This window comes from Pseudomonas sp. VI4.1, assembly GCF_002029345.1.
Taxonomy (GTDB): Bacteria; Pseudomonadota; Gammaproteobacteria; order Pseudomonadales; family Pseudomonadaceae; genus Aquipseudomonas.
This window is the reverse complement of sequence record NZ_MULM01000135.1, coordinates 14,131-35,178: the sequence shown is the minus strand read 5'-3', so window position 1 is coordinate 35,178 and position 21,048 is coordinate 14,131. Positions and strand designations below refer to the sequence as shown.

Annotated in this window: 20 protein-coding genes and 2 pseudogenes; 10 read left to right on the top strand and 12 right to left on the bottom strand. The window is 59.9% G+C overall.

The genetic code is table 11. From position 1 onward, the window contains the following. Positions 1-116: 116 nt before the first annotated feature. The gene (locus BZ163_RS10840) at positions 117-1,121 is read left to right on the top strand and encodes a GlxA family transcriptional regulator (protein WP_128870908.1); all 1,005 of its coding nucleotides are present in this window, start codon (positions 117-119) and stop codon (positions 1,119-1,121) included. 150 nt (positions 1,122-1,271) lie between these two features. Then, positions 1,272-1,589: a DUF2388 domain-containing protein gene (locus BZ163_RS10835; protein ID WP_128870907.1), complete on the top strand. Its 318-nt coding sequence runs from the start codon at positions 1,272-1,274 to the stop codon at positions 1,587-1,589. Between the two features lie 75 nt (positions 1,590-1,664). On the opposite strand, the gene BZ163_RS10830 is transcribed toward BZ163_RS10835, so the two are convergent. Together BZ163_RS10830 and BZ163_RS10825 are read right to left on the bottom strand one after the other, a co-directional pair. Next, on the bottom strand, positions 1,665-2,594 hold the full coding sequence (locus BZ163_RS10830; RefSeq protein ID WP_128870906.1) for a pyridoxal-phosphate dependent enzyme: 930 nt from the start codon (positions 2,592-2,594) through the stop codon (positions 1,665-1,667). Between the two features lie 105 nt (positions 2,595-2,699). Next, entirely contained in the window at positions 2,700-3,491 is a 792-nt protein-coding gene (locus tag BZ163_RS10825; RefSeq protein WP_128870905.1) for an SDR family oxidoreductase, read from the bottom strand. Between the two features lie 124 nt (positions 3,492-3,615). Here BZ163_RS10825 and BZ163_RS10820 point away from each other — a divergent pair, with 124 nt between their 5' ends. Continuing rightward, on the top strand, positions 3,616-4,563 hold the full coding sequence (locus BZ163_RS10820) for a GlxA family transcriptional regulator (protein WP_128870904.1): 948 nt from the start codon (positions 3,616-3,618) through the stop codon (positions 4,561-4,563). 100 nt (positions 4,564-4,663) lie between these two features. Continuing rightward, a pseudogene (locus BZ163_RS10815) lies at positions 4,664-5,324 on the top strand (isoprenylcysteine carboxylmethyltransferase family protein). Positions 5,325-5,429: 105 nt separating this feature from the next. Here BZ163_RS10815 and BZ163_RS10810 read toward each other — a convergent pair. From BZ163_RS10810 to BZ163_RS10790, 5 genes are all read right to left on the bottom strand, one after another. Further along, positions 5,430-6,098: an HAD-IA family hydrolase gene (locus tag BZ163_RS10810; protein ID WP_128870903.1), complete on the bottom strand. Its 669-nt coding sequence runs from the start codon at positions 6,096-6,098 to the stop codon at positions 5,430-5,432. 155 nt (positions 6,099-6,253) lie between these two features. Then, positions 6,254-6,661, bottom strand: a complete 408-nt coding sequence (locus tag BZ163_RS10805; RefSeq protein WP_128870902.1) for a response regulator — start codon at positions 6,659-6,661, stop codon at positions 6,254-6,256. 156 nt (positions 6,662-6,817) lie between these two features. Beyond that, complete coding sequence (locus tag BZ163_RS10800) at positions 6,818-7,099, bottom strand: pentapeptide MXKDX repeat protein (RefSeq protein ID WP_128870901.1); 282 nt, start codon at positions 7,097-7,099, stop codon at positions 6,818-6,820. A gap of 72 nt (positions 7,100-7,171) precedes the next feature. Beyond that, positions 7,172-7,957: a molybdopterin-dependent oxidoreductase gene (locus BZ163_RS10795; protein WP_128870900.1), complete on the bottom strand. Its 786-nt coding sequence runs from the start codon at positions 7,955-7,957 to the stop codon at positions 7,172-7,174. Continuing rightward, on the bottom strand, positions 7,954-8,562 hold the full coding sequence (locus tag BZ163_RS10790; protein ID WP_128870899.1) for a cytochrome b/b6 domain-containing protein: 609 nt from the start codon (positions 8,560-8,562) through the stop codon (positions 7,954-7,956). Before BZ163_RS10790 ends, BZ163_RS10795 begins: the two co-directional genes overlap by 4 nt. A gap of 171 nt (positions 8,563-8,733) precedes the next feature. On the opposite strand from BZ163_RS10790, the gene BZ163_RS10785 reads away from it, so the two are divergent. Further along, positions 8,734-9,675, top strand: coding sequence for a class I SAM-dependent methyltransferase (locus BZ163_RS10785; protein ID WP_128870898.1), 942 nt, complete (start codon positions 8,734-8,736; stop codon positions 9,673-9,675). Positions 9,676-9,724: 49 nt separating this feature from the next. Here BZ163_RS10785 and BZ163_RS10780 read toward each other — a convergent pair whose 3' ends face one another. From BZ163_RS10780 to BZ163_RS10770, 3 genes are all read right to left on the bottom strand, one after another. Next, positions 9,725-10,405, bottom strand: coding sequence for a GNAT family N-acetyltransferase (locus BZ163_RS10780; RefSeq protein ID WP_128870897.1), 681 nt, complete (start codon positions 10,403-10,405; stop codon positions 9,725-9,727). 203 nt (positions 10,406-10,608) lie between these two features. Further along, positions 10,609-11,667, bottom strand: coding sequence for an RHS repeat-associated core domain-containing protein (locus tag BZ163_RS10775; RefSeq protein WP_128870896.1), 1,059 nt, complete (start codon positions 11,665-11,667; stop codon positions 10,609-10,611). Positions 11,668-12,121: 454 nt separating this feature from the next. Then, a complete protein-coding gene (locus tag BZ163_RS10770) occupies positions 12,122-13,690 on the bottom strand; it encodes a triacylglycerol lipase (protein WP_128870895.1) in 1,569 nt (522 codons plus the stop codon). A 341-nt stretch (positions 13,691-14,031) separates the two neighbouring features. On the opposite strand from BZ163_RS10770, the gene BZ163_RS10765 reads away from it, so the two are divergent. Further along, positions 14,032-14,637, top strand: a complete 606-nt coding sequence (locus BZ163_RS10765; RefSeq protein WP_128870894.1) for a M15 family metallopeptidase — start codon at positions 14,032-14,034, stop codon at positions 14,635-14,637. A gap of 50 nt (positions 14,638-14,687) precedes the next feature. Here the strand turns inward: BZ163_RS10765 and BZ163_RS10760 are convergent, their stop codons facing one another. Beyond that, positions 14,688-15,257, bottom strand: a complete 570-nt coding sequence (locus tag BZ163_RS10760) for a YceI family protein (protein ID WP_128870893.1) — start codon at positions 15,255-15,257, stop codon at positions 14,688-14,690. Between the two features lie 199 nt (positions 15,258-15,456). On the opposite strand from BZ163_RS10760, the gene BZ163_RS10755 reads away from it, so the two are divergent. The 3 genes from BZ163_RS10755 (at position 15,457) to leuD (ending at position 18,382) form a co-directional block, all read left to right on the top strand. Further along, complete coding sequence (locus tag BZ163_RS10755) at positions 15,457-16,212, top strand: SDR family oxidoreductase (RefSeq protein ID WP_128870892.1); 756 nt, start codon at positions 15,457-15,459, stop codon at positions 16,210-16,212. A gap of 136 nt (positions 16,213-16,348) precedes the next feature. Then, positions 16,349-17,770 (top strand): 3-isopropylmalate dehydratase large subunit, encoded by a 1,422-nt coding sequence (gene leuC, locus BZ163_RS10750; protein ID WP_128870891.1) that lies wholly within the window; start codon positions 16,349-16,351, stop codon positions 17,768-17,770. A 3-nt stretch (positions 17,771-17,773) separates the two neighbouring features. Further along, positions 17,774-18,382, top strand: a complete 609-nt coding sequence (gene leuD, locus BZ163_RS10745; RefSeq protein WP_128870890.1) for a 3-isopropylmalate dehydratase small subunit — start codon at positions 17,774-17,776, stop codon at positions 18,380-18,382. 153 nt (positions 18,383-18,535) lie between these two features. On the opposite strand, the pseudogene BZ163_RS10735 reads toward leuD, so the two are convergent. Next, positions 18,536-19,451, bottom strand: a pseudogene (locus BZ163_RS10735) (LysR substrate-binding domain-containing protein). A 132-nt stretch (positions 19,452-19,583) separates the two neighbouring features. Between BZ163_RS10735 and BZ163_RS10730 the strand changes: the two are divergent. Continuing rightward, positions 19,584-20,930 carry a 2-hydroxycarboxylate transporter family protein gene (locus BZ163_RS10730; protein WP_128870889.1) on the top strand — a complete coding sequence of 449 codons (1,347 nt, stop codon included), beginning with the start codon at positions 19,584-19,586 and terminating at the stop codon, positions 20,928-20,930. Positions 20,931-21,048: the final 118 nt, after the last annotated feature.

Here is a 21,048-nt window from a genome sequence, read left to right as displayed (position 1 = left end):
TTCTGGATTGTCACGAGTGGCCATTTCGTCGTTTGGAGGTTGAACTCTGTCGGCCTGAATGACATAAACCCCGGAAATCCGGCCGGATTGATCCGGCATTGTCGAAATAGAAGCCCATGAACGAAATCCCTCCGGCGCCCTCTCCCGATCAACCGCGTTCAATCGTCTTCGTCGCCTACCCCGAGATGGGCCTGCTCGATTTGACCGGGGCTCAAACCGTGTTCTGGGCCGCCTCCAAGGCCATGGCCCATCGCGGCTTACCAGGTTACGAGCGCCATACGGCGAGCCTCGACGGCGGCTTGATCCAGACGGCGGAAGGCCTTGGCGTCGACACCTTGGCCTTGAGCGATTTCACCGATCAGTCGATCGACACGCTCATCGTGCCCGGCGCACCGAACATTCGTCAGGCCATGAATGAATCATTGGACCTGGTCGCCTGGCTGCAAGGCGCATCGGCCAAGGCCCGACGCACCGCCTCGGTGTGCAGTGGCGCCTTCCTGCTCGCGCAGGCCGGCTTGCTCGACGGTCGACGCGCCGCCACCCACTGGTTGCTGTGCGACATGCTCAAGCAGGGTTTCCCGTCGATTGAAGTCGACAGCGATGCGATCTTCATCCAGCAAGGCTCGGTGTGGACGTCGGCGGGCGTCAGCGCCGGCATCGATCTGGCGCTGGCCCTGGTGGAAGCCGACTGCGGGCGCGAAGTCGCCCTGGAAGTGGCGCGGGAACTGGTGGTGTTTCTCAAGCGCCCCGGCGGCCAGGCCCAGTACAGCCAACTGCTGCAAGCGCAAACCGGGGACAGTGCCGCATTCGACGACCTGCACCTGTGGATCGCGCAGAACCTCAGCCAGGCCAATCTCACGGTGGACGTGTTGGCCCAACAGGTGCAGATGAGCCCGCGCAACTTTGCCCGGGCCTACAAACTCAAGACCGGCCGCACTCCAGCCAAAGCTGTCGAAGTGATGCGCCTGGAGGCTGCCCGGCGTTTGCTGGAGGATTCCGAGCGCAATATCGATCAGATCGCCCGATCGTGCGGGTTTGGGGATGAAGAACGCATGCGCTTCACCTTTCAGCGCAATCTGAGCGTCTCGCCACGGGATTATCGCAAGCGGTTTTCGCGGTGAGCAAACCCGGGCCTGCGGCGAGGCAAAACTGACCGGTCCGCGTTTATGGTCGAAGTGATAGTTTGGGCGGCAAGGAACTACTGGGTGGCATCAGGCATCTTAAGGTATGCAGTACTTCCTTTACGCTTCATGCTTTCGGAGGACTCCGTCATGCGCCGTCTGTTTCTCATCTCTTCGCTAGTGCTTTGTTTGCCCGTCGGTTCGGCCCTGGCCGATGTGGATGCAGGCGATGTCGCCACTTCGGCGGGCCTTTCCGCGTCCCTGTATTCGACCTTCAAGGATGACAAAATGATGATTCCCGCCCGGGATGACGCCTCCAGCTTCGTGGCCAGTGGCGGCACCATTCGTGGGGTGTACCTGGAGTCGGTGTTGCAGCAGGTTCGTCAAAACAATCCTGGCCTGAAGGCCAGCGATGAAGACCTGGCCAGAGCCATCCTGGTGCAGGAAGGCACACCTGCCGGTCAATAACAGCTGAAAACGTCGCGGTGGGGCTGGTGAAACCTCAATGGCATTTCCGGCCCTGCCTTCGCTTCAGACTTCACGCTACTTTGCGCTTGCAGTGGACAGGCGCGCCCACCCGGCAACCATCTGCACACTGATATTCACCCCGCCACACACCACGATCACCACATCCCGGGCATCGGCAATCGCCGCATGGTCCAGGTAGCCGATCGCCAACGAAACCCCGCACGCCGGCTCGACCAACTGTCGCAGGTCGTTGGCATAACGCACCACGCCCATGATCGCGTCGTGATCGCCGAGTACCACGCATTGGTGAGAAAAATCGTGGATGTGCTGCACCGGCCAGGCGGCGACCTGAGCCGCGCCGAGCGAGGTGGCGACGGTATCGATTCGCGGCAATCTGACGGGGTGCCCGGCAGCCAGCGCCGCCGAGAAAGAAGCGGCGCCTTGGGTTTCGCAGGCGACTATCCGGCAGTCCATGCGGCCATGGCGGATCAAGCCGGTGAGAATCCCCGCCAGCAAGCCACCGCCGCCGACCGACGTCACCACCGTATCGACTTGCGGACAGTCCTCGAGGATTTCATCGATGATGCTGCTGTGCCCCTCCCACAACACCGGATGATCAAAGGCCGGCACGTATTCGGTGTGCGCGCCCTGCGCCAGCGCCATGGCCTTTTGATTGGCATCGTCCCAGACCTTGCCATGCACGATCACCTCGGCACCGGTCTTGCGGATTCTGGCGCGGGTGGTTTCCGGGGTGGTATGCGGCACTACGATGCAGGCTTTCAGGCCCAGGCTGGCGGCGGCCACGGCCGTGGCGAAACCGGCGTTGCCAGCGGAGGGGCACACCACTTTGCGCTTGCCCGCAGCTTTTGCCTGGGTACACAACAGCCCCATGCCGCGCAGCTTGAACGATCCGCTGGGTTGCAGGTTTTCCAGTTTGAGCCAGATGCGCCGGGTCGGGGTCGACAGGCCCGGGTGCAGAATCAAGGGTGTTCTGATGTGAAGCATGGTGGCTCCCTTTGGCACGCCACCGGCTCCTCGATCGTTTCAACGAGCCAAGGGTGCACGCTCATTACCCTAGCTTAGTTCACCCCGGCCCCCGGACTTGCCGCTTCAGCGATAACGCGGCGCCGCCGTGGAGTTGCCGAACAACCCGGACAGCGTTTTGCGCTGGCTTTCATAGCGGTCCCACTGCTCGCCGTCGTGCAGGCCCGGAATGCTCACCACCTCGCCTTGGGCCAGGCCCGCGAGCGCGGCGTCGACCATGTCCTCGGCGGACATCACGATCTCCTGCGGCAAGTTTTCCACCGGATTACCGGCCTCGCTCCAGAAGTCCGTGGCCGTGGCGCCGGGCAACACGGCCTGGATGCGCACGCCTTTGTCGGCCAGCTCGTGATGCATCGACTGGCTCAAACCCAGGACGAAGGCCTTGGTCCCGCCGTACACGCCGTTGAGAATTTCCGGAGCGATGGCGACGATCGAGGCGATGTTGATCACGGTTCCGCTGCCGCGGGCGACGAAGCCGGGTACCACCGCGTAAGCCAGGCGCATCAGCGCCGTGACGTTGAGGCTGATCATCTCTTCCATGTCGTCCACCGGGCTGCCCAGCAATGGCATGACGGCGCCGACCCCGGCATTGTTGACCAGCAGCGTGATGCTCGCGTCGTGGCGCAGCATATTTTCGACCCGCAACAGGTCGGTTTTGTCTTTCAGGTCGGCGGCGACCACTTCCACCGCGCGGCCGGTCTGGTCGCTCAGCCGATTGGCCAGGACGTTCAATTTGCCCCGGCTGCGGGCGACCAGAATCAGGTCGTAACCCTGCCGGGCGAGACGCTCGGCGTAAACTGCACCGATGCCCGAAGATGCGCCAGTGATCAGTGCGGTGCCTTTGGAGGAGAGGGCCATGTCGATTTTCCTTCACAGTGAGACGATAGATTCGCCGGGTGTGATCCGTTATAAATTGGCTGACGCGCGTCGCAAATGACGTTTAAAGTACGTTTTCAGGACATGACACTTTGAGGAACTGGCGATGACTTGCGTGGCGTTTGTCGTTTTTGAAGGTTTCCAGTCCATGGCGCTGGCGGCCATGCCGGTGTTCGAATACGCCAACTTCAGCGCCGGCGAAGCACTTTATGACGTCAGTGTGTTGTCGGAGCACGGCCGCGCGTTGCGCGCCTCCGGTGGCCTGAGCGTCGGCACCGAGGCGTTCGACGAGCGGGTGTTCGATACGGTGATCGTGGTCGGCGGCGATGCCATCCTCCAGCAGGCGCCCGAAGGTGTGCTCGATTACCTGCGCGCCAGCGTCAAGACCGCACGCCGCACGGCATCGATCTGCTCCGGCGCCTTTGTCCTGGCCCAGGCCGGTTTGCTGGATGGTCGACGGGCCACCACGCACTGGGCGTACGCTCGGGAACTGCAGGCACGGTTCCCGTCGATCAAGGTCGAAGAAGACCGCATCTATGTCATCGACGGTTCGATCTGGACCTCTGCCGGAATGACCGCCGGCATCGACCTCGCGCTGGCCATGGTGGAAAAGGATCATGGCGCCGACCTGGCCCGTGCCGTGGCGCAGAAGCTGGTGATGTACCACCGCCGTGCAGGCGGTCAGTCGCAGCACTCGGCGCTGCTGGAACTGGAACCGAAATCCGACCGTATCCAGACCGTGCTTGGTTATGCCCGGGAACACCTCGCCGAGGCCTTGTCGGTGGAACACCTGGCGGATGTGGCGCGCCTCAGCCCTCGGCAATTCAGCCGGGCCTTTCGTGCCGAGACCGGCCAGTCGCCAGCCAAGGCCATCGAGAACCTGCGCCTGGAAGCCGCTCGCCAATTGCTCGAACGCGGACGACTGAACCTCGATCAGATCGCCGTCGAGACCGGCTTCAGCGACCGTCGGCGCATGCGCGAAGCGTTCCTTCGGGCGTTCGGCCAGCCGCCACAGGTGATCCGGCGCAATGCCCGGACGGACAACGCGGCGTAGGGGCTGCGTGGGGGCTGCTCGGGATTTGCTTGGGATCTGCTTGGGATCTGCTTGGGATTTCCTACAATGAGAGGTGTCAGGCTCATGTGTGGAGGTGCGGATGAAAATCTCGGCCAGGCTGGCGTTTTTTGCCCTTGCCGCCACCCTCGCCTACCTCGGGCTCGCGGTATGGGGGCTGGGCGGATTTGCGGCGTTTTTTTTCCCATTCGCCGCTGGTGGTCGTGGTATTGGCAACCCTGGTGATGGCGATCGCGTCACTGTTTACCGAGGTCAACCTGAGCTCCGGCGAACGTGAGGACCGGGCCAATCGCTGGGTGCTTCCGGCCTTCGGGGTGATCGGCGTATTGAGCGGTTTTTTGCCGGCCTACACCGACCGGATCGAATTCTGGACCTTCGGTGGCGAGGGGGTTCGCTGGCTCGGCGCCCTGCTGGTCATCATCGGCGGTGCGCTGCGGCTGTGGCCGGTGTTTGTGCTGGGCAAACGCTTCAGTGGGCTGGTGGCGATTCAACCGGGGCATAGCCTGGTCACCGACGGGATCTATCGCCACTTGCGCAACCCCAGTTACCTCGGGATGTTGATCACGGCCGTGGGCTGGGCGCTGGCGTTTCGCTCCGGTGTCGGCCTGTTGTTGGCCGCGCTGACAATGATCCCGCTGATTGCGCGCATCCATGCTGAAGAAGCGCTGTTGCGGGCACAGTTTGGCCATGAATACGAAGCCTATTGCGCCCGTAGCTGGCGGTTGATTCCCAGAATCTACTGAAACACCACAACCCCCTGTAGGAGCTGGCTTGCCAGCGAAAGCGCCGGTACATTCAGCATTTATGTGTCTGAAAGACCGCTTTCGCGAGCAAGCCCGCTCCCACAGTTAGAGGGTGTGAAGACGCAGCTGGCCGTCGGAACCCACTACTGCGGTCACCCTGTCATAACTGACCAGCGTCGCATGCGCCGTCTCGATCGGGTGAATGTGAGTCGATGTCATGACCACGAGGTCCGCCCCCGCCGCCTCGGCCGCGAGTATCCCCACCGCCGCATCTTCGAAGACCAGGCACTCGCTCACCTCGACTCCCAGCCGCGTAGCAGCCAGTCGGTAACCGGCAGGATCAGGTTTGCCAGCGCTGACGTCTTCAGCGGTCACCATCACCTCAGGCTCCGGTATTCCCGCCGCCGCCATCCGTCGCCGCGCCAGCGCCTTGGGTGCAGAGGTGACGATGGCCCATTGCCTGGCCGGCAAGGATTTGAGGAAGTTCGCCGCACTGGCCACCTCGACAATCCCCTCGACATCCTCGATCTCGGCCTCGGTGATAAATGCCGCTTCAGCCTCGGCATCCACTCCGGGCAGCGCCAGACGATTGATGGTGTCGATGGCGCGGGCGCCATGGATGGTCGGCAGGAAAGACTCGACATCGACCCCGTGGCGCAAGGCCCAGGCGGCCCAGATCCGCTCGGCGGCGGCGATGGAGTTGAGGACGGTGCCATCCATGTCGAATAGAAAAGCGCGGTACGGGGTGTTGAAGACGCAATTGTGAACAGGCAAAGGGCTGCTTCCTTTTGCAAGAGCCAGGCGGGTATTTCACGCAATGTACACCTTCTTGCACCACCCCCTGTAGGAGCTGGCTTGCCAGCGAAGGCGATGTGTATCAGCCGACATCGATGTTGAATGTCCGGACGCCTTCGCTGGCAAGCCAGCTCCTACAGGGTCCTGCGTGAATCCAGGGCACTTTGCACACAATCGATCAATTGCCCGAGCGCCCAGGGCTTCTTGATGAACGACACCGGGTGCCGGACGCCGGAGCTTTCCGGGGTTTCGAAGCCGGACATGATCATGATCGGCTTGTCCGGCCAGCGATCGCCGAACTGGTTGGCCAGGTCCGCGCCATTGAGCTTGCCGGGCATGGTGATGTCCGTCAGCAATAGCCGTACTTCATTGAAATGACCTTCCAGATAGGCTGATGCGGCGTCTGCACTGGCTTGCGGCTCAACCACAAACCCTTCCTCCTGAAGAATTTCGCAGAGAAACTCCAGGATCAGCGGGTCGTCCTCGACCACAAGAATCAACCCGCCAGGAAGCGACTCGCCCGCTGTCGATACTGGACTCATGACTGTGCCACTCCCTGATTGCCTGAATGATTTCGCGGTCTCAAATCCGCTGCCTACAGGTATGAGCCGCAGACACCGAGGAAATTCATTTTTGATACAGGCAACGACAAAAATCGAGAGTCCTGGAAGCGAAGCCCGTGAATAACAGTGTTCGAATTACTGTGCCATCTGGTCCTTCTTCATGGCGTCCTTGGACATGGCGTCTTTTTTCATGGCGTCCTTGCCCATGGAATCCTTGGACATCTCGTCTTTTTTCATTGAGTCCTTGGACATGGCGTCTTTTTTCATAGCGTCTTTGTTCATGGCATCCTTTTTCATGGCGTCCTTGGACATCGAATCCTTACTCATGCTGTCGTTGTTCATGGCATCGGCGGCAAACACGCTGGCAGCGCCCATGGCCAGGCACATCGACAGTACGGCGGTGGTTAACACTTTCATGATGAAACTCCTTTGAATGACAGGTTGCGAATGAGCACAGCGAGTGCTGCGCACTGAAACTGCCGGGCGCCGTCAGCTGCCACCGAACCAGTTGTAGCCCTGGTCTTCCCAGTAGCCGCCGCTGTAGGTGTTGCTGACGAATATCGCCTGGATGTGTTTGGGGTTCTTGTAGCCCAGCTTGGTGGGCATGCGCAGCTTCATCGGGAAGCCGTACTCGCGAGGCAGCACCGCGCCGTCATAAGTCAGCGCCATCAGGGTTTGCGCATGCAGCGCGGTGGCCATGTCGATGCTGGTGTAATAGTCGTCCGCGCATTTGAAGCCGACATATCTGGCATCGGTGTCGGCACCGATCCGTTTCAGGAAATCGCTGAACCGCACGCCGCCCCAGCGCCCGATCGCGCTCCAGCCTTCGACGCAAATGTGGCGGGTGATCTGCTCGGTCTGCGCCATGGCGCGCAGCTCATCAAGGCGCCAGCTGCGCTTGTCGGCGACCAGCCCGGTCACCTCCAGGCGATAACCCTCTTCCTCCACCGTCGGTGCCTCATCGATGCCGTAGAAGGCATTGAAGGGAAACGGCCGGGTGATCATCGACTCAGGATAGGTGGGCGCCATCGCGTTGGGGTTGAACAGCCAGCCCTGCACCCGATCGTTGAACCGGGACATGGCGGACAAGGCCGTCTCGACACTGTCGTTGTCGGTCAGGTTGCAGCCGGACAACATGGCCACGCCGCCGAGGGTCAGGCCGCGCATCAGGAAGTTGCGACGGGAACGATCCTCGATCTGCGGTGCAATGATTTTCCGGGCGTCGGTCAGGATGGACGACTCGTCCAGCGCCGAGCCTTCGATGTGCTTTTTCATACGGGTTCCTTGCGACCGACAATCATGGCCCACAACGTTTTGGGTACCAGCGCGACCATCAACAGATGCACCGCGACGAATGCCACCAACAACGCCATCGCAATGAAATGCACATGCCGCGCGCCTTCGTATCCGCCCAGCAACTCACGCAGGAGCGGGAATTGCACGGACTTCCACAGCACCAGCCCGGAGATCACCAGCAGCGCGATGTCGACCATCACGAACAGATACGCCACCCGTTGCACCTGGTTGTAATGAGTCGGGTCGGCATGCGCCAATCGCCCGCGCAACGCGGCCCACAGGTCATGCAGGACGCCGTGGGCCGAGACGGGGAAAAAGCGCCGTTTCAGCCGACCACTGAAGAGGTTGATGATCAGGTAGACAAGACCGTTGATGGCAAGAAACCACATCGCCGCAAAGTGCCATTGCAACGCGCCGCCGAGCCAGCCGCCCAGGGTGATCGAAGCGGGAAAACTGAAATCGTAAAGCGGCGACGCGTTATAGATCCGCCAGCCGCTGGTGACCATGACCAGCACCGCCAGCGCATTGAGCCAATGGGTCAGGCGTAGCCAGCGAGGATGGGATGAAGCAGGTAGCGAGGACATGATGCGTTCCCGGCGGTTGATCGTTGGTGCCGAGTATGAGGGCGGGCAAATCGCCAAATCCTCACGGAAAGTTAAATTAATCGTGATAACTCCCTGGGCAGGTCCGTTGTTGATTCGTTGGGGAGCATTTGTGTTTAAAATGCCGCCCCGACCTGTTGCCGATCCTGCCCGATGAACTCTGACGCGCTCTCCATCCTCCACGATCATTTGCTCAACGCCCTGGCAGCCGCCCCGGAAGAAACCCGCCGGCTGTTCCACGGCCGTGGTCGTTGCTGGCCGGGGCTGGAACAATTGACGGTGGACTGGTTGCAGGGTGTGGTGCTGGTGTCGCTGTTCAAAGAACCCGAAGCGGCGCAACTGGAAGCGTTGAAACAGCGGCTGCTGGAACTCACTCAATCACCTGAGTGGGCGACCTGCGGCGCGCACACCTTGGCGCTGCAACACCGTTACCTGCTGCAAAGCACCACCGAGTGGCTGCTCGGGGCGGCGATCGAGGACATGACCATCACCGAGGGCGGCCTGCGTTATCGCGTCGACCTGGGGCGCAAACAGAACACCGGCCTGTTCCTCGACATGCGCTATGGCCGCGACTGGGTACGGGCCAATGCCCAGGGCAAGCGCGTGTTGAATCTGTTCGCCTACACCTGCGGTTTCTCGGTGGCCGCCATCGAGGGCGGCGCGACCCATGTGGTGAACCTGGACATGTCCAGCCCGGCGCTGAGCCGAGGCCGTGACAATCACCGACTGAACGGACATGACCTGGGCAAGGTGACGTTTCTGGGCCACGACCTGTTCAAGTCCTGGGGCAAAGTAATCGGCAAGGGCCCGTACGACCTGGTGATCATTGACCCGCCGTCCTTTCAGAAAGGCAGTTTCTTGCTGACCAAGGACTACCAGCGGGTGTTGCGTCGCCTGCCGGAGTTGCTCAGTGCCCAGGGTACGGTGCTGGCCTGCATGAACGACCCGGCGTTCGGCGCGGATTTCCTGATCGAGGGCGTCATGCGTGAAGCGCCGAGCCTGCGGTTCGAGCAACGGCTGGAGAATCCGCCGGAGTTTCCGGATGCGGATGTCGAGTGCGGGTTGAAGGCGTTGGTGTTCCGGCTGGGGGATTGAGTCCCGTTCTTTGTGGGAGCGAGCCCGCTCGCTCCCACAGTCAACCGAGTTACCCCAACCGCTGGCGCACACACTCATGCGCCTTGCGCGTCATCTGGTCCAGATGCCGATCCCGCTGCTTTTCCGCATCGAGCATCGCCCGCTTGCCGTGTTTTTGCAGCAGATAGGTATGAATCTGCCGCACCTCCAGCGAGCTGTAGATCGAGGCCATATCCAACAGCCCCATCAAGCCTTCACTGCCATGGTCGCGGGTGTTCATCAGCACCTGAGTCCCGCGCACGCCCACCACCTGGAAGCCCATCGACTCGAAATAAGGCACCTTGGCCACAGCGCAGGTGAGTTCGGCATGGGGATAACGGCCGACCATTTCCCGCAGCATCCGCCGGGCAATGCCTTGACGCCGATAACCGGCCTGCACCGCCATGTACGCCACGCCGCACGCCTCGGGATCGTCCTTGACCGGCAGGTACAGCAAAAAGCCGACAACTTTTTCCGGGTCGTCATCGTCCGTCGCGACCAGCAACTCCACGGCAATCCCTTTCGCCCCGTTCAAGGCCTCCAGATAGAGATGAACCTCATAGCCGATCGCGTACTGATACAGGTTGTACAACAGGTTGCTCGGCGGGATCGCGACCATGCTGATGTCGGTCAGGTAGTCGACGACCATCTGCAGGATCTGGCTGTTGACCGGCTCTGGGCATGGGGCTTGGTAATGGGTGATCTGGGGCATTGCAGGGGCTGACTCCGGGGGGCGGATGTGAAGCGTTGATCGCGGGGCTGCCTATCATAACGTGCCGAGGCGGCTTGTTCGCTAAAGTACTCAGCGCATCGCAATGATCGTTCCCACGCTCTGCGTCACCAGTGTCCCGTCATGTTTCACAGTTCAAGGCTGCGGTTATGAATGGACACTAGGGACGAAGAGCGTGAGAACGATCAGAAAGGCTGACGGTGCTGAGGTCCGCGCATGGGGGCTCTCGGTGCTCTTATTGCGCTAGACGTCGGGGGAATCACTCTCACATTTCGCCTTAATAGCGCAAGTACTTGCGCTTGAGATAAGCCGTTGCTCGCTAAGGTGGCTATGGTTTGAGCTATTTGCACTCCAGATGCGAGGTCCATGTTTTGCGCCGTGGCCGCCGTGGGAATAGAGCTACCGGGATTAGCTTGCAATTGGCCTGCAGCATTCACTGGCGCCATCGGTTGGTTGACAATGGAAGTCTGGTTGATTTGAGGGCGTGTGGGTGGCGGGGCCAAGGTAAGCGCCCGTGGGGTTGGAGCGACTTTTTGTATGGGCACCTCTTTTATTAAGCTCTGAAAAGCATCCGCAGCTGTACGCTTTACTGCACTGTTCGCTGTGCTTTGTTTAAGGAACTTTGTCGATTGACGAACAAGACGAGTTTTTTGCTCACCCTGACCGACCAGGAATTTCAAGTTGTTGCGCATGGCTGCCCAAAGCAATTTCCCTACATGTCCAGAAGGGTCATTTCTGTTCACAGGATCCCCGGAGCAATAGGCATAGCTGTTCACACCGCCTGCTCCAAAAGGACTCCAACTGTCCGGACTGTTGAACCGCATCAACACCGGGTTAAACGCCCTATAGCCATTGCCCAACAAATAATACCCGGTCAGCGAGTCCGGTCGTTCGCCGTTGAAGCCGAGCAAGCTGAGTAAGCCGCTCTCGGGCGGGCGATGTCCGTAGGCTGTATAGACAAGAGGATTGTGCTGAACCGTGTCGAGCGTATTCAACACCGTGCGTTGTTGGTCGGTGGCGAGCAGGCGCGTTTCCACGGTACCGATCTGGTGCTCATGCTGCGCCAGCAGTTGATCGTCGTGCTGCATGATTGAGCGCCGTACCTCGCCCTGTACTTCGGTGGTCATGCGATCTTTCTTGTAGAAGCGCTGAGTATTGGCTTGTGTCAGGGGTGTGCTTGCAACCAGTCGATCCAGCGGATCGTAATGATAGCGGCAGAGCAGGATTGTACGGTTCGCAGACATGGTGGAGTTCCCTGAAAGATCGTCGATTCAGGGTTTTACTGTGGCGCAGTTGATTGGTGTTGGGTACTAGCAGAACTGCTAGGGTCGGCCAGACGGCGGCAGAAATGATGGGCGTGTTACCCGAGCCGGCGTCAGGCGTCGCCGGCGTTTGCCTTGTTGCGGGAGGCGTTGCGATATCGGGACTGAGACTGGTAAGTGTCAGGTGACTGGAGTGTTGGATGTGCCGGCCCCTTCGCGAGCAAGCTCGCTCACAGTGGATTCTCGGTGAACATTTGATTCGTGTACGCCAACGATCAAATGTGGGAGATTCTATGTTGCAGGGGAACCCTGCAACCTTAAATTCGGCTGGTATTCGCTTTGGTTTTTCATGAGTGCGAACACCCTCGAGGGTGTACGCGGTCGACGTAGGAGCTGGCGCAGCCTGCGATCTTTTTATCCTGGCGAAATCGGGTTATCACTCAGGCACCTGCTCAACCTCGATCCTGAAACGCCCCTTGAACCCCGTCCCCGTCACATCGAATTCCCACCCCTGGGCCACTTTTTTCATCAGCGTCTTGGGATCGTCGACATAACCGGGCGCCGCAAACTGTTCGCCATCATGGATAAACATGGTGTAAGGCGGCAGCAGCAATCCGCGAATGTAGTACTGCTTTCTGAAAATCACATTATCGGAAAAACCCACGCCAAACAGATCGCGCTCGCCGACATAAAAGTCCACGCGCATGACCATGTCTTTCTTGCTGATGCTGGCATCTTCCAGTATCGGCGTGGTGTTGAGATACCCCTCCCAGATCAGCCGGTCGGGGCCGGCCCAACCGAACTCCACAGCCGGGTCGGTCAGGCTGGTCTTGGTGAAGGGGCCATAACAGTTTTCCGAATCGGCGCCCTGGTGGAACAGTTCGAAATCGACCCCGCGCGGTTTGATCGACACGCCGAAAAAGAACTCGCTCTTGCCGAACATATCCATGCCGCGCAGCACTTCACCTTCGATCATCCGCAAACGGACCTTCACGTTGCCGAAGAAGAATCGCGTGGCGATCTCGAATGACTCCCTGGCCGTCACCAGCGAGTCGAAACCACCATGGCACTTATGCACGAAGGTTCGTGGCGCCCCCGGGATCTGTGCGAAGCTCTGTTTGACCAGGCCGTCGCTGCGGTTGTAGTTCATGCCGAATTCGTCGGCCACCGAAAACAGCCGATTGCCCAGGGAGGCCGAGCCGACGTCGTAGGATTTGTAGTTGGTCCCTACGACTGTCAGCAGGCGATCCAACGGGAAATGCTTGCCAAATTGGGTAAATGACGTGGGGATATTCGGGTCTTTTTGAGTGTTCGGATTGAAATGTTCGATCTCTTGTTGCGCCTCGGTCCCGACCCATTTTTTCAACACTTGAAAGGCGATGCCTTGATGGGGAGTACCAAGGGTCACCACTTTGTTGATCAGATCGGCGGGCTTGCGTTTAGCGTCCGGAATCGTCTGTTGGATCGCCTGCCTCACCAATAAACCGCCCATGGAGTGGGCGATGATATTGACCATGGGCTCAGGTTGCGCAGGGTTCTTGAGCTTGGCCAGGGCCCGGATAAAGTCGATCAGACGCAGCAGTGCAGCACCGTAGGCGACCATTTTTCGGTCATTGAGATCGTAGTAGCGAAATACCCACAGTGTCCGATTCGGGTCATTCGCCGTGCGTACCAGGTGCAACGCCATGGCCGGATCGATGATCAACTTGCCTTGGCTGAAAAAGCCCGAATCCAATGCCTTCAGTTCAACAGGAATGGGCGGCGCGGTATCGCCAACATTTTCGCCGTAATAGCCGACCACATTGGTTGCATCCTGGTATTGCCAGGAAGACTTCAGGAACCTGAGGATGAACCCTTCATAGATATAGTTTTCACCGCGCTTCTGGGGGTAGACCGTTCCGTCGTTGAAGCCTTGATAGGTAGCCTTTTTCTCGTCTTCGACGTTGAGCCCGCCGAACCCGCGGATCAATATCAGGGGTTGCGGCTTGCGAGTGGGTTTAGCCATCGCGACCTTCCTTTCCGACAGCTGCCGGGCCTAGAAAGTGAACGTGCCGTCTATCAATGCCGTGCACTTGTAAACGGCTCCCAAGACAACTTAGATGAGCCGCTTGCTGTCAGCAACAAACATCAAGGACAAATAACTAACTCACTGAAAACTGATAAGCCGGCGTTACAGATGTGTAATGACGATGATACAACTTATATCAACCAGGACAAGTTGATCAATCACACCACAGCATCTACCGTTTAACTAATCCCTCACCCAACAATCTATTGCAACATTGTAAACCCACATTAACAACCCCTGTAACATTCAATTAACATCACGCGTGCAGGAACAGAGCAATGGATATCCAACAGCTGATCTGTGCCGTTCAAGCCGCTGTCGGCGTAGACGTCGACGGTAAACCCGGGCCCCAAACCTGGATCGCCATTGCCCAACGCCTGGTGCCCGATCAAGCCGTAACGCTGGCAGACGATTCCACCTCTGACCTGGACCCCAAAAGTAAAAAGAACATCGACACCTTGCTCCCGCAAGTGCGCCCCTATGCCATAGCACTCATACAGAAAGCCAAACTCAACGGCATCACCATCAAGATCATCAGCGGACTAAGAACTTACGAAGAGCAGGACGCGCTTTACGCCAGAGGTCGCCCTGATAATGGCCCGACGGTCACCAATGCCAAAGGTGGCCAGTCCAACCATAACTTCGGCATCGCGTTCGATATCGGTATCTTTGAAAGTGGCAAGTACCTCGGCAACTCGCCCAAGTACAAAGCCGTCGGGGTATTGGCGATGGACCTGGGCCTGGAGTGGGGCGGAAACTGGAAAAGCTTCAAGGATGAGCCCCACTATCAACTGCGTCCTTCCTGGGCCAGCGGGATGACCGAGAGGGATATGCTGGCTGCGCTCAGAAAACGCAAATCAGACCATCAGGAAGTCTTTGTCTAGTTGATCGACATCCACTGTCCCACGACATGGGCGCCACGAGCGCACTGACCCTACTGCTGTGGCGCAACCATGCGAAACCTGATGTTGATATCGTTGGACACCACGCCATCGGCCCATTCGCCTTCGCCGATGTTGAAATCGCTGCGTTTGACCGTCAGTTGGCCATCGAAGATGCCAATGGCGTTGTCGGTCTTGAGCTGCACCGGCACTTCCACCACGCGCGTGATCCCCCTGAGCGTGAGTTTGCCGGTGATCAGGTAGCGATCGTTGCTCAGGGCGTTCACGCCGCTCGATTCAAACGTCGCCACTGGGTAGCTCGCCGTGTCGAACCAGGCGGGCTTCTGCAATTCTTCGTTGGCATCGCTGCTGCCGGCGTCGATGCTGTCGAGGTCGATGCGCAGTGCAGCGTGCGCGGCGGCGGGGTTGTCGGTGTCGAAATCGAGGGTGGCTTCGAACTTGCCAAAGGTGCCGTAGGCGCGTGAGGTGAACTGGTTATAGGTGAAGGAAATGGTGCTGGCAGTCGCATTGACCTGGGTGTATTCGGCCGCCTCGACGCAGGGCAAGGCCGCGAATGCGAGTGCGGCAACCCAGGCGGCGGAAGGTGAAAATCGAGGGGTCATGGGCTTCTTCCGTCAGGGTTTCCTGCTGCGTCGGGGTGCTGGGCGCACCGGCCAGCCACAGGTGGACTAAAGCAAAGAACCGCGGTTTATGCCACCTGCCGGCCTGACTTCCGACCACCTGTCGGTCCACTCGATGCCACGCCCGACGCCTGCGCCGAGCGGGTGTTTAATTAAAGCTCACCACCACGGAAGACCGACCATGAAAATCGTCGTCATCGGCGGCACTGGCCTGATCGGCAGCCAACTGTGCAACAACCTGCAGGCGCTGGGGCACGAAACCCTGGCGGCGTCCCCCAGTACCGGCGTCAACGTCATCAGTGGTGCAGGACTGCTCGATGCGCTGAACAATGCCGACGTGGTGGTCGACGTAGCCAACTCGCCTTCTTTCGAAGACCATGCGGCGTTGCACTTTTTTGAAACGGCCGGGAACAACCTGTTGGCGGCGGAGAAAGTCAACGGCGTCAAACACCATGTTGCGCTGGGCGTGGTCGGGACCGAACGGATGCTCGACAGCGGCTACTTCCGGGCGAAGATGGCCCAGGAACAACTGATCAAGGCCTCGGGCATTCCCTACACCCTCCTGCGGGCCACACAGTTCTTCGAGTTCATCAGTGCCATTGCCTTCTCGGGTCGCGAGGACGGCGACACCATCCACCTGACCTGCGCCGCGTTGCAACCGGTGGCCTCGATCGATGTGGCGGCCGCACTGACCGACATTGCGTTGAAAATGCCGAGCAACCAGACCGTGGAAGTGGCCGGTCCCGAACGCCGACCGCTGGTGGAATTCGTCAGCGAGTACCTGCAACACATCAAGGATCCGCGCCAGGCGGTGTCGGACGATACCGTTCCGTATTTCGGGGCGCCGGTCAACGATCAGTCGCTGACGCCGGGAGATCATCCAATCCTCGGGGCGACGCGGTTTGAAACCTGGCTCAAGAACACCGCGCATTCCTGATTGGGTGCTACTCATTATTCACAATTCGTGCTCAACGCCTTCACTTAACGACTCTTGATGCAGATTCCGCGATGAATATGCTGTCGTTAAGTCGCATCCCGTGATCTCGCACAACACGAATAATGAGCCCTCCCCCATGAACAGCCCCAGAACGCTTTATCAGAAGCACATCGATAGCCACACCGTCTGTTCCCTCGACGACCAGGGCCATGTGCTACTGTACATCGACCGTCAGGTCGCCAACGAATACACCAGCCCGCAAGCATTCAGCGGCATGCGTGAAGCCGGGCGCAAGGTCTGGCGCCCCGCTGCCACGCTCGCGGTGGTGGATCATGTAAACCCTACCACCCCGACGCGCATCGCCACGATGCCGGACGCGGGGGGTGCGCGGCAGGTCTCGTACTTCGAAGAAAACTGCCGTGACTTTGGCATCGAACTGTTCGACGTGCTCGACAAGCGCCAGGGCATCGAACACGTCGTGGCCCCGGAGCAAGGCTTTATCCTGCCGGGCATGGTGGTTGCCGCGGGCGACAGTCACACCACGACTTACGGAGCGCTGGGCGCCTTCGGTTTCGGTATCGGCACCTCTGAAATCGAACACCTGCTGGCGTCGCAGACCCTGGTCTACAAGCGCCTGAAAACCCTGCGCGTCACGGTCAACGGGGTGCTCGGCAACGGTGTGACCTCCAAGGACATCATCATGGCGCTGATCGAAAAGATCGGCGCGTCGGGCGCCACGGGTTATGCGATTGAATTCGCCGGGCCGACGATCGATGCCCTCAGCGTCGAGGCCAGGATGACCATTTGCAACATGGCCGTGGAGGCCGGCGCCCGGGGCGCGTTCATGGCGCCGGACGAGAAGGTCTTTGCCTACCTGCAATCGAAACCCCGCGCGCCCCAAGGTGAAATCTGGGATCAGGCCGTCGGCAAATGGCGCGAGCTGCACAGTGACGCAGGCGCCCTTTTCGATCGCGAAGTGAGCCTCGACATCGCGGCTCTGGAGCCGATGGTGACCTGGGGCACCAGCCCCGATCAGGCGGCGCCGGTCGGCGGGCATGTGCCGGACCCGGCCACCGAACCCGACCTCATCCTGCGCCAGGGCATGCAGCGCGCCCTGCACTACATGGGCCTGGAGCCTGGCATGCCGCTCAGCGACGTGGTGATCAGCCATGCGTTCATCGGCTCTTGCACCAATGCCCGGATCGAAGACCTGCGTGACGTGGCGCGGGTGGTGCGCGGCAAGCGCGTGGCGGCCCATGTGCGGGCGATGATCGTGCCCGGGTCGACCCTGGTGCGTGACCAGGCCGAAGACGAGGGGCTGGCGCAGATTTTCCTCGATGCCGGTTTCGAGTGGCGGCAATCGGGCTGCTCGATGTGCCTGGCGATGAATGACGACGTGCTGGCCCCGGGTGATCGCTGTGCGTCGAGTACCAATCGCAACTTTGAAGGCCGTCAAGGCGCCGGTGCGCGCACCCATCTGATGAGCCCGGCGATGGTCGCCGCGGCGGCGATTACCGGTCACCTGACTGACGTTCGATCATTCGCCTTGGAGGCTTGAAGCATGCAACCTTTCACTACGGTCACCGGCAGTGCAGCACCGTTCCTGGCGTCCAACATCGACACCGACGTCATCATGCCCAAGCAGTTTCTCAAGGGGATCGACCGCAAGGGGCTGGACCGGGGCCTGTTCTTCGATCTGCGGTTCCTTGAATCCGGCGCGCCCAACCCTGAATTCATCCTCAATCAACCGGCCTGGAGCGACGCCGCGTTCCTGGTGGTCGGGCCCAACTTTGGCTGCGGTTCGAGTCGCGAGCACGCGGTCTGGGGCTTGAAGCAAGTGGGGATCAGGGCACTGATCGGCACCCGCTTCGCCGGGATTTTCTATGACAATTGCCAGCGTAACGGGGTGTTGGCGATTCAGCTGTCCGAGACTCGGTTGCAACAAATCGCGGAGGTGATCAGCGATCCGCGGACCGCGGCGATCAGCATCGACCTGCCCGAGCAAAACATCCGCCTGGCCGATGGTACGGTGATCCCGTTCGAGATCGATGAACTGCGCAAGCAATCGCTGCTGCTCGGTCTGGATGCCATCGGCACCACGCTGCAGCGTGCCGAGCAGATCCGCGGTTTCGAATCCCGGCACCTGACTGAAAATCCCTGGTTACGATAACTTGTAGGAGCAAGCTTGCTCGCGATGGTCGTCAACGATAGCGCTGGAAACCTGACACTCCGCGGCGCTCTCCGGTTCATCGCAGGCAAGCCAGCTCCTGCAGGTAATCGGTGCGTACTCAAGTCCCGAGGCAAGTTCTGCATCGCCAGGGCTTCACTCGACGGACAGCTCGCGAAAATACTCCTCCAGAAACTCAACACACACCCGCAACTTGGCAGACTGGCTGAGCCGCGTCGGATACACCGCCCAGACATTGGCGCTCTGGGTGTATTCGTGCAGCACTTGCACCAGGCGCCCCTGCTCCAGCATCGGTTTGACGTCCCACATCGAACGCAGTAACACCCCGCCACCACTCAACGCCCACTCCAGCACGATCTCGCCATTGTTGGAGGACAAGGGCCCGCTGACGCGCACCGATTCCGGCTGCCCGTCTTTCGTCAGCTCCCAGACCCCGAAGGCGTTATTGCGCTCCTTGAGCACCAGGCAATCGTGGTCTTTCAAATCGTCCAGCGACTGCGGCACGCCGCGCCGCGCCAGGTATTCGGGCGCGGCACAGAGCACCCGCCGATTGCTCACCAGTTTGCGGCCCAGGTGCTGGCCCGCAGGTCATCGCCGACGCGATTTCCAGATCGAAGCCTTCGCTGACGATATCGACCACGCGATCAAACACGTCCAGGCGCATTTCCAGTTTCGGGTAGGTTTGCGACAGCTTGCAGATGGCCGGCGCGACATGATTGCGTCCGAAACCGAAGCTGCTGCAGATGTGCAGCGAGCCGCTTGGCTGGTGCCGCGCCTCGGCGATTTCCCCGAGGAAATCGTCAAGATCGCCCAGCAGCTTCTCGGCCCACACCCGCACCCGTTCACCATCGTCGGTCAACGCGATGCGCCGGGTGGTGCGGTGCAGCAAGCGCGTCGCGAGCGTGGTTTCCAGCACCGAGATGCGTTTGCTGATGTAGGCCGGTGAGAAACCCAGCTCCTCCGCGGCGCTGGCGAAGCCATTTTTGCGGACCACCGTCAGGAACACCTTCAGGTCTTCGGGCAGGGGAAATTGATCACGATTCGTGTTCATACGCCTCATACTTACGCGGTTTATCTCATGATTCGCGAAGGATACCATCGTTCTACCGACGAGTGATCCGTCACCGGTCAGCCGTGCGTTTCCTTGAATCCTCGATAAAAACAAGCATGAGGAATGAGCCCCATGAACAAGTCTTATGAGCAGCCCCTGAACCTCGATGAAGTCCGTGATGGCGGGTTTCGTCAGCGCCTGCGCAACCTGTGTGCCTATGAAATAGGCGTGGTCCCGCTACCGATATTTCTTGGCATCGCCCTGATTGTTTTTCTCTCGGCCCACCTCGGTTTCCTGCCGAAAAACATGATCGGCGGCCTTGCCGTGATCATGACCATGGGCGTGTTTTTCGGCCAGATGGGGCAACGCCTGCCCATCCTCAAGGAAATCGGCGGCGGCGCCATCCTGTGCCTGATGCTGCCTTCGGTGCTGGTGTTCTTCGGCTTCTTCGGCCCCGCCACCATCGACGCGACCAAGATGCTGATGAAGGAGGCGAATTTTTTATACTTCGTGATTGCGAGCCTGGTGGTGGGCAGCATTCTGGGCATGAGCCGCTTCATTCTGGTCCAGGGCATGATCCGGATGTTCATCCCCCTGCTCGTCGGCACCCTGGCCGCCGTGGGCAGCGGGCTGCTCGTGGGCAAGCTGGTGGGCTACAGCTTCTACCACAGCTTCTTTTTCATCATAGTGCCGATCATTGGCGGCGGCATTGGCGAAGGGATCCTGCCGCTGTCGCTGGCCTACTCGGCCATCCTCGGCGGGACGCCGGACATCTACGTCGCGCAACTGGCACCGGCCGCCGTGGTCGGCAACATCGCCGCGATCATCTGCGCCGGTTACCTGGCCCGCCTGGCGCTCAAGCGTCCACACCTCAATGGCGAAGGTTCGCTGATTCGGGTCAAGGCCGAGAACGATAAATTCCAGGTCAAGGAAGACACCGGCTCGATGGTCGACTTCCGGATCATGGGCGCCGGGGTGCTGGTCATCTGCGCCTTCTTCATCCTCGGCGGTCTGCTGGAGAAAGTCGTGGGCATTCCAGGCCCGGTGATGATGATTCTGGCGGCCGTGCTGTTCAAGTACATGCGAGTCTTGCCGGAAAAGCTGGAGAAAGGCGCCAACACTTTCTACAAACTGGTGTCCGCGGCCTTCATCTGGCCGGTCATGATCGGATTGGGCATGCTCTACGTCCCGCTCGACAGCGTGGTCAAAGTGTTCTCGGTCGGTTATGTGCTGGTCTGTGTGTCCGTCGTGGTGTCGATGACGATTGCCGGCTTTTTCATCGGCAACCTGATGAAAATGTACCCCATCGAATCGGCCATCGTGACCTGCTGCCACAGCGGCCTGGGCGGCACCGGGGACGTGGCGATCCTGTCGGCGTCCAACCGCATGGCGCTGATGCCGTTCGCGCAGATCTCCACGCGTATCGGTGGTGCCTCGACGGTGATTCTGGCGACGATTTTACTCGGGATTTTTGCCTGAGCCGTTTTTTGCATCGCCTCACCTGCCCGGCATATAAATTAACTGCCTGATTCCGACACCCTCTGCCGGCAACCGACAGACGCCCTGATTGCATGTTCTTACTCTCCACTGGCCCCGA

What these genes read in the sequence shown, in the direction of transcription:
- BZ163_RS10795 (WP_128870900.1), bottom strand. Translation starts at nt 7,957, where the DNA reads ATGAAAAAGCACATCGAAGGCTCGGCGCTGGACGAGTCGTCCATCCTG.
- BZ163_RS10820 (WP_128870904.1), top strand. Translation starts at nt 3,616, where the DNA reads ATGACTTGCGTGGCGTTTGTCGTTTTTGAAGGTTTCCAGTCCATGGCG.
- BZ163_RS10790 (WP_128870899.1), bottom strand. Translation starts at nt 8,562, where the DNA reads ATGTCCTCGCTACCTGCTTCATCCCATCCTCGCTGGCTACGCCTGACC.
- BZ163_RS10765 (WP_128870894.1), top strand. Translation starts at nt 14,032, where the DNA reads ATGGATATCCAACAGCTGATCTGTGCCGTTCAAGCCGCTGTCGGCGTA.
- BZ163_RS10730 (WP_128870889.1), top strand. Translation starts at nt 19,584, where the DNA reads ATGAACAAGTCTTATGAGCAGCCCCTGAACCTCGATGAAGTCCGTGAT.
- leuC (WP_128870891.1), top strand. Translation starts at nt 16,349, where the DNA reads ATGAACAGCCCCAGAACGCTTTATCAGAAGCACATCGATAGCCACACC.
- BZ163_RS10800 (WP_128870901.1), bottom strand. Translation starts at nt 7,099, where the DNA reads ATGAAAGTGTTAACCACCGCCGTACTGTCGATGTGCCTGGCCATGGGC.
- BZ163_RS10805 (WP_128870902.1), bottom strand. Translation starts at nt 6,661, where the DNA reads ATGAGTCCAGTATCGACAGCGGGCGAGTCGCTTCCTGGCGGGTTGATT.
- BZ163_RS10825 (WP_128870905.1), bottom strand. Translation starts at nt 3,491, where the DNA reads ATGGCCCTCTCCTCCAAAGGCACCGCACTGATCACTGGCGCATCTTCG.
- BZ163_RS10785 (WP_128870898.1), top strand. Translation starts at nt 8,734, where the DNA reads ATGAACTCTGACGCGCTCTCCATCCTCCACGATCATTTGCTCAACGCC.
- BZ163_RS10830 (WP_128870906.1), bottom strand. Translation starts at nt 2,594, where the DNA reads ATGCTTCACATCAGAACACCCTTGATTCTGCACCCGGGCCTGTCGACC.
- BZ163_RS10780 (WP_128870897.1), bottom strand. Translation starts at nt 10,405, where the DNA reads ATGCCCCAGATCACCCATTACCAAGCCCCATGCCCAGAGCCGGTCAAC.
- BZ163_RS10760 (WP_128870893.1), bottom strand. Translation starts at nt 15,257, where the DNA reads ATGACCCCTCGATTTTCACCTTCCGCCGCCTGGGTTGCCGCACTCGCA.
- BZ163_RS10775 (WP_128870896.1), bottom strand. Translation starts at nt 11,667, where the DNA reads ATGTCTGCGAACCGTACAATCCTGCTCTGCCGCTATCATTACGATCCG.
- BZ163_RS10755 (WP_128870892.1), top strand. Translation starts at nt 15,457, where the DNA reads ATGAAAATCGTCGTCATCGGCGGCACTGGCCTGATCGGCAGCCAACTG.
- BZ163_RS10840 (WP_128870908.1), top strand. Translation starts at nt 117, where the DNA reads ATGAACGAAATCCCTCCGGCGCCCTCTCCCGATCAACCGCGTTCAATC.
- BZ163_RS10770 (WP_128870895.1), bottom strand. Translation starts at nt 13,690, where the DNA reads ATGGCTAAACCCACTCGCAAGCCGCAACCCCTGATATTGATCCGCGGG.
- BZ163_RS10835 (WP_128870907.1), top strand. Translation starts at nt 1,272, where the DNA reads ATGCGCCGTCTGTTTCTCATCTCTTCGCTAGTGCTTTGTTTGCCCGTC.
- leuD (WP_128870890.1), top strand. Translation starts at nt 17,774, where the DNA reads ATGCAACCTTTCACTACGGTCACCGGCAGTGCAGCACCGTTCCTGGCG.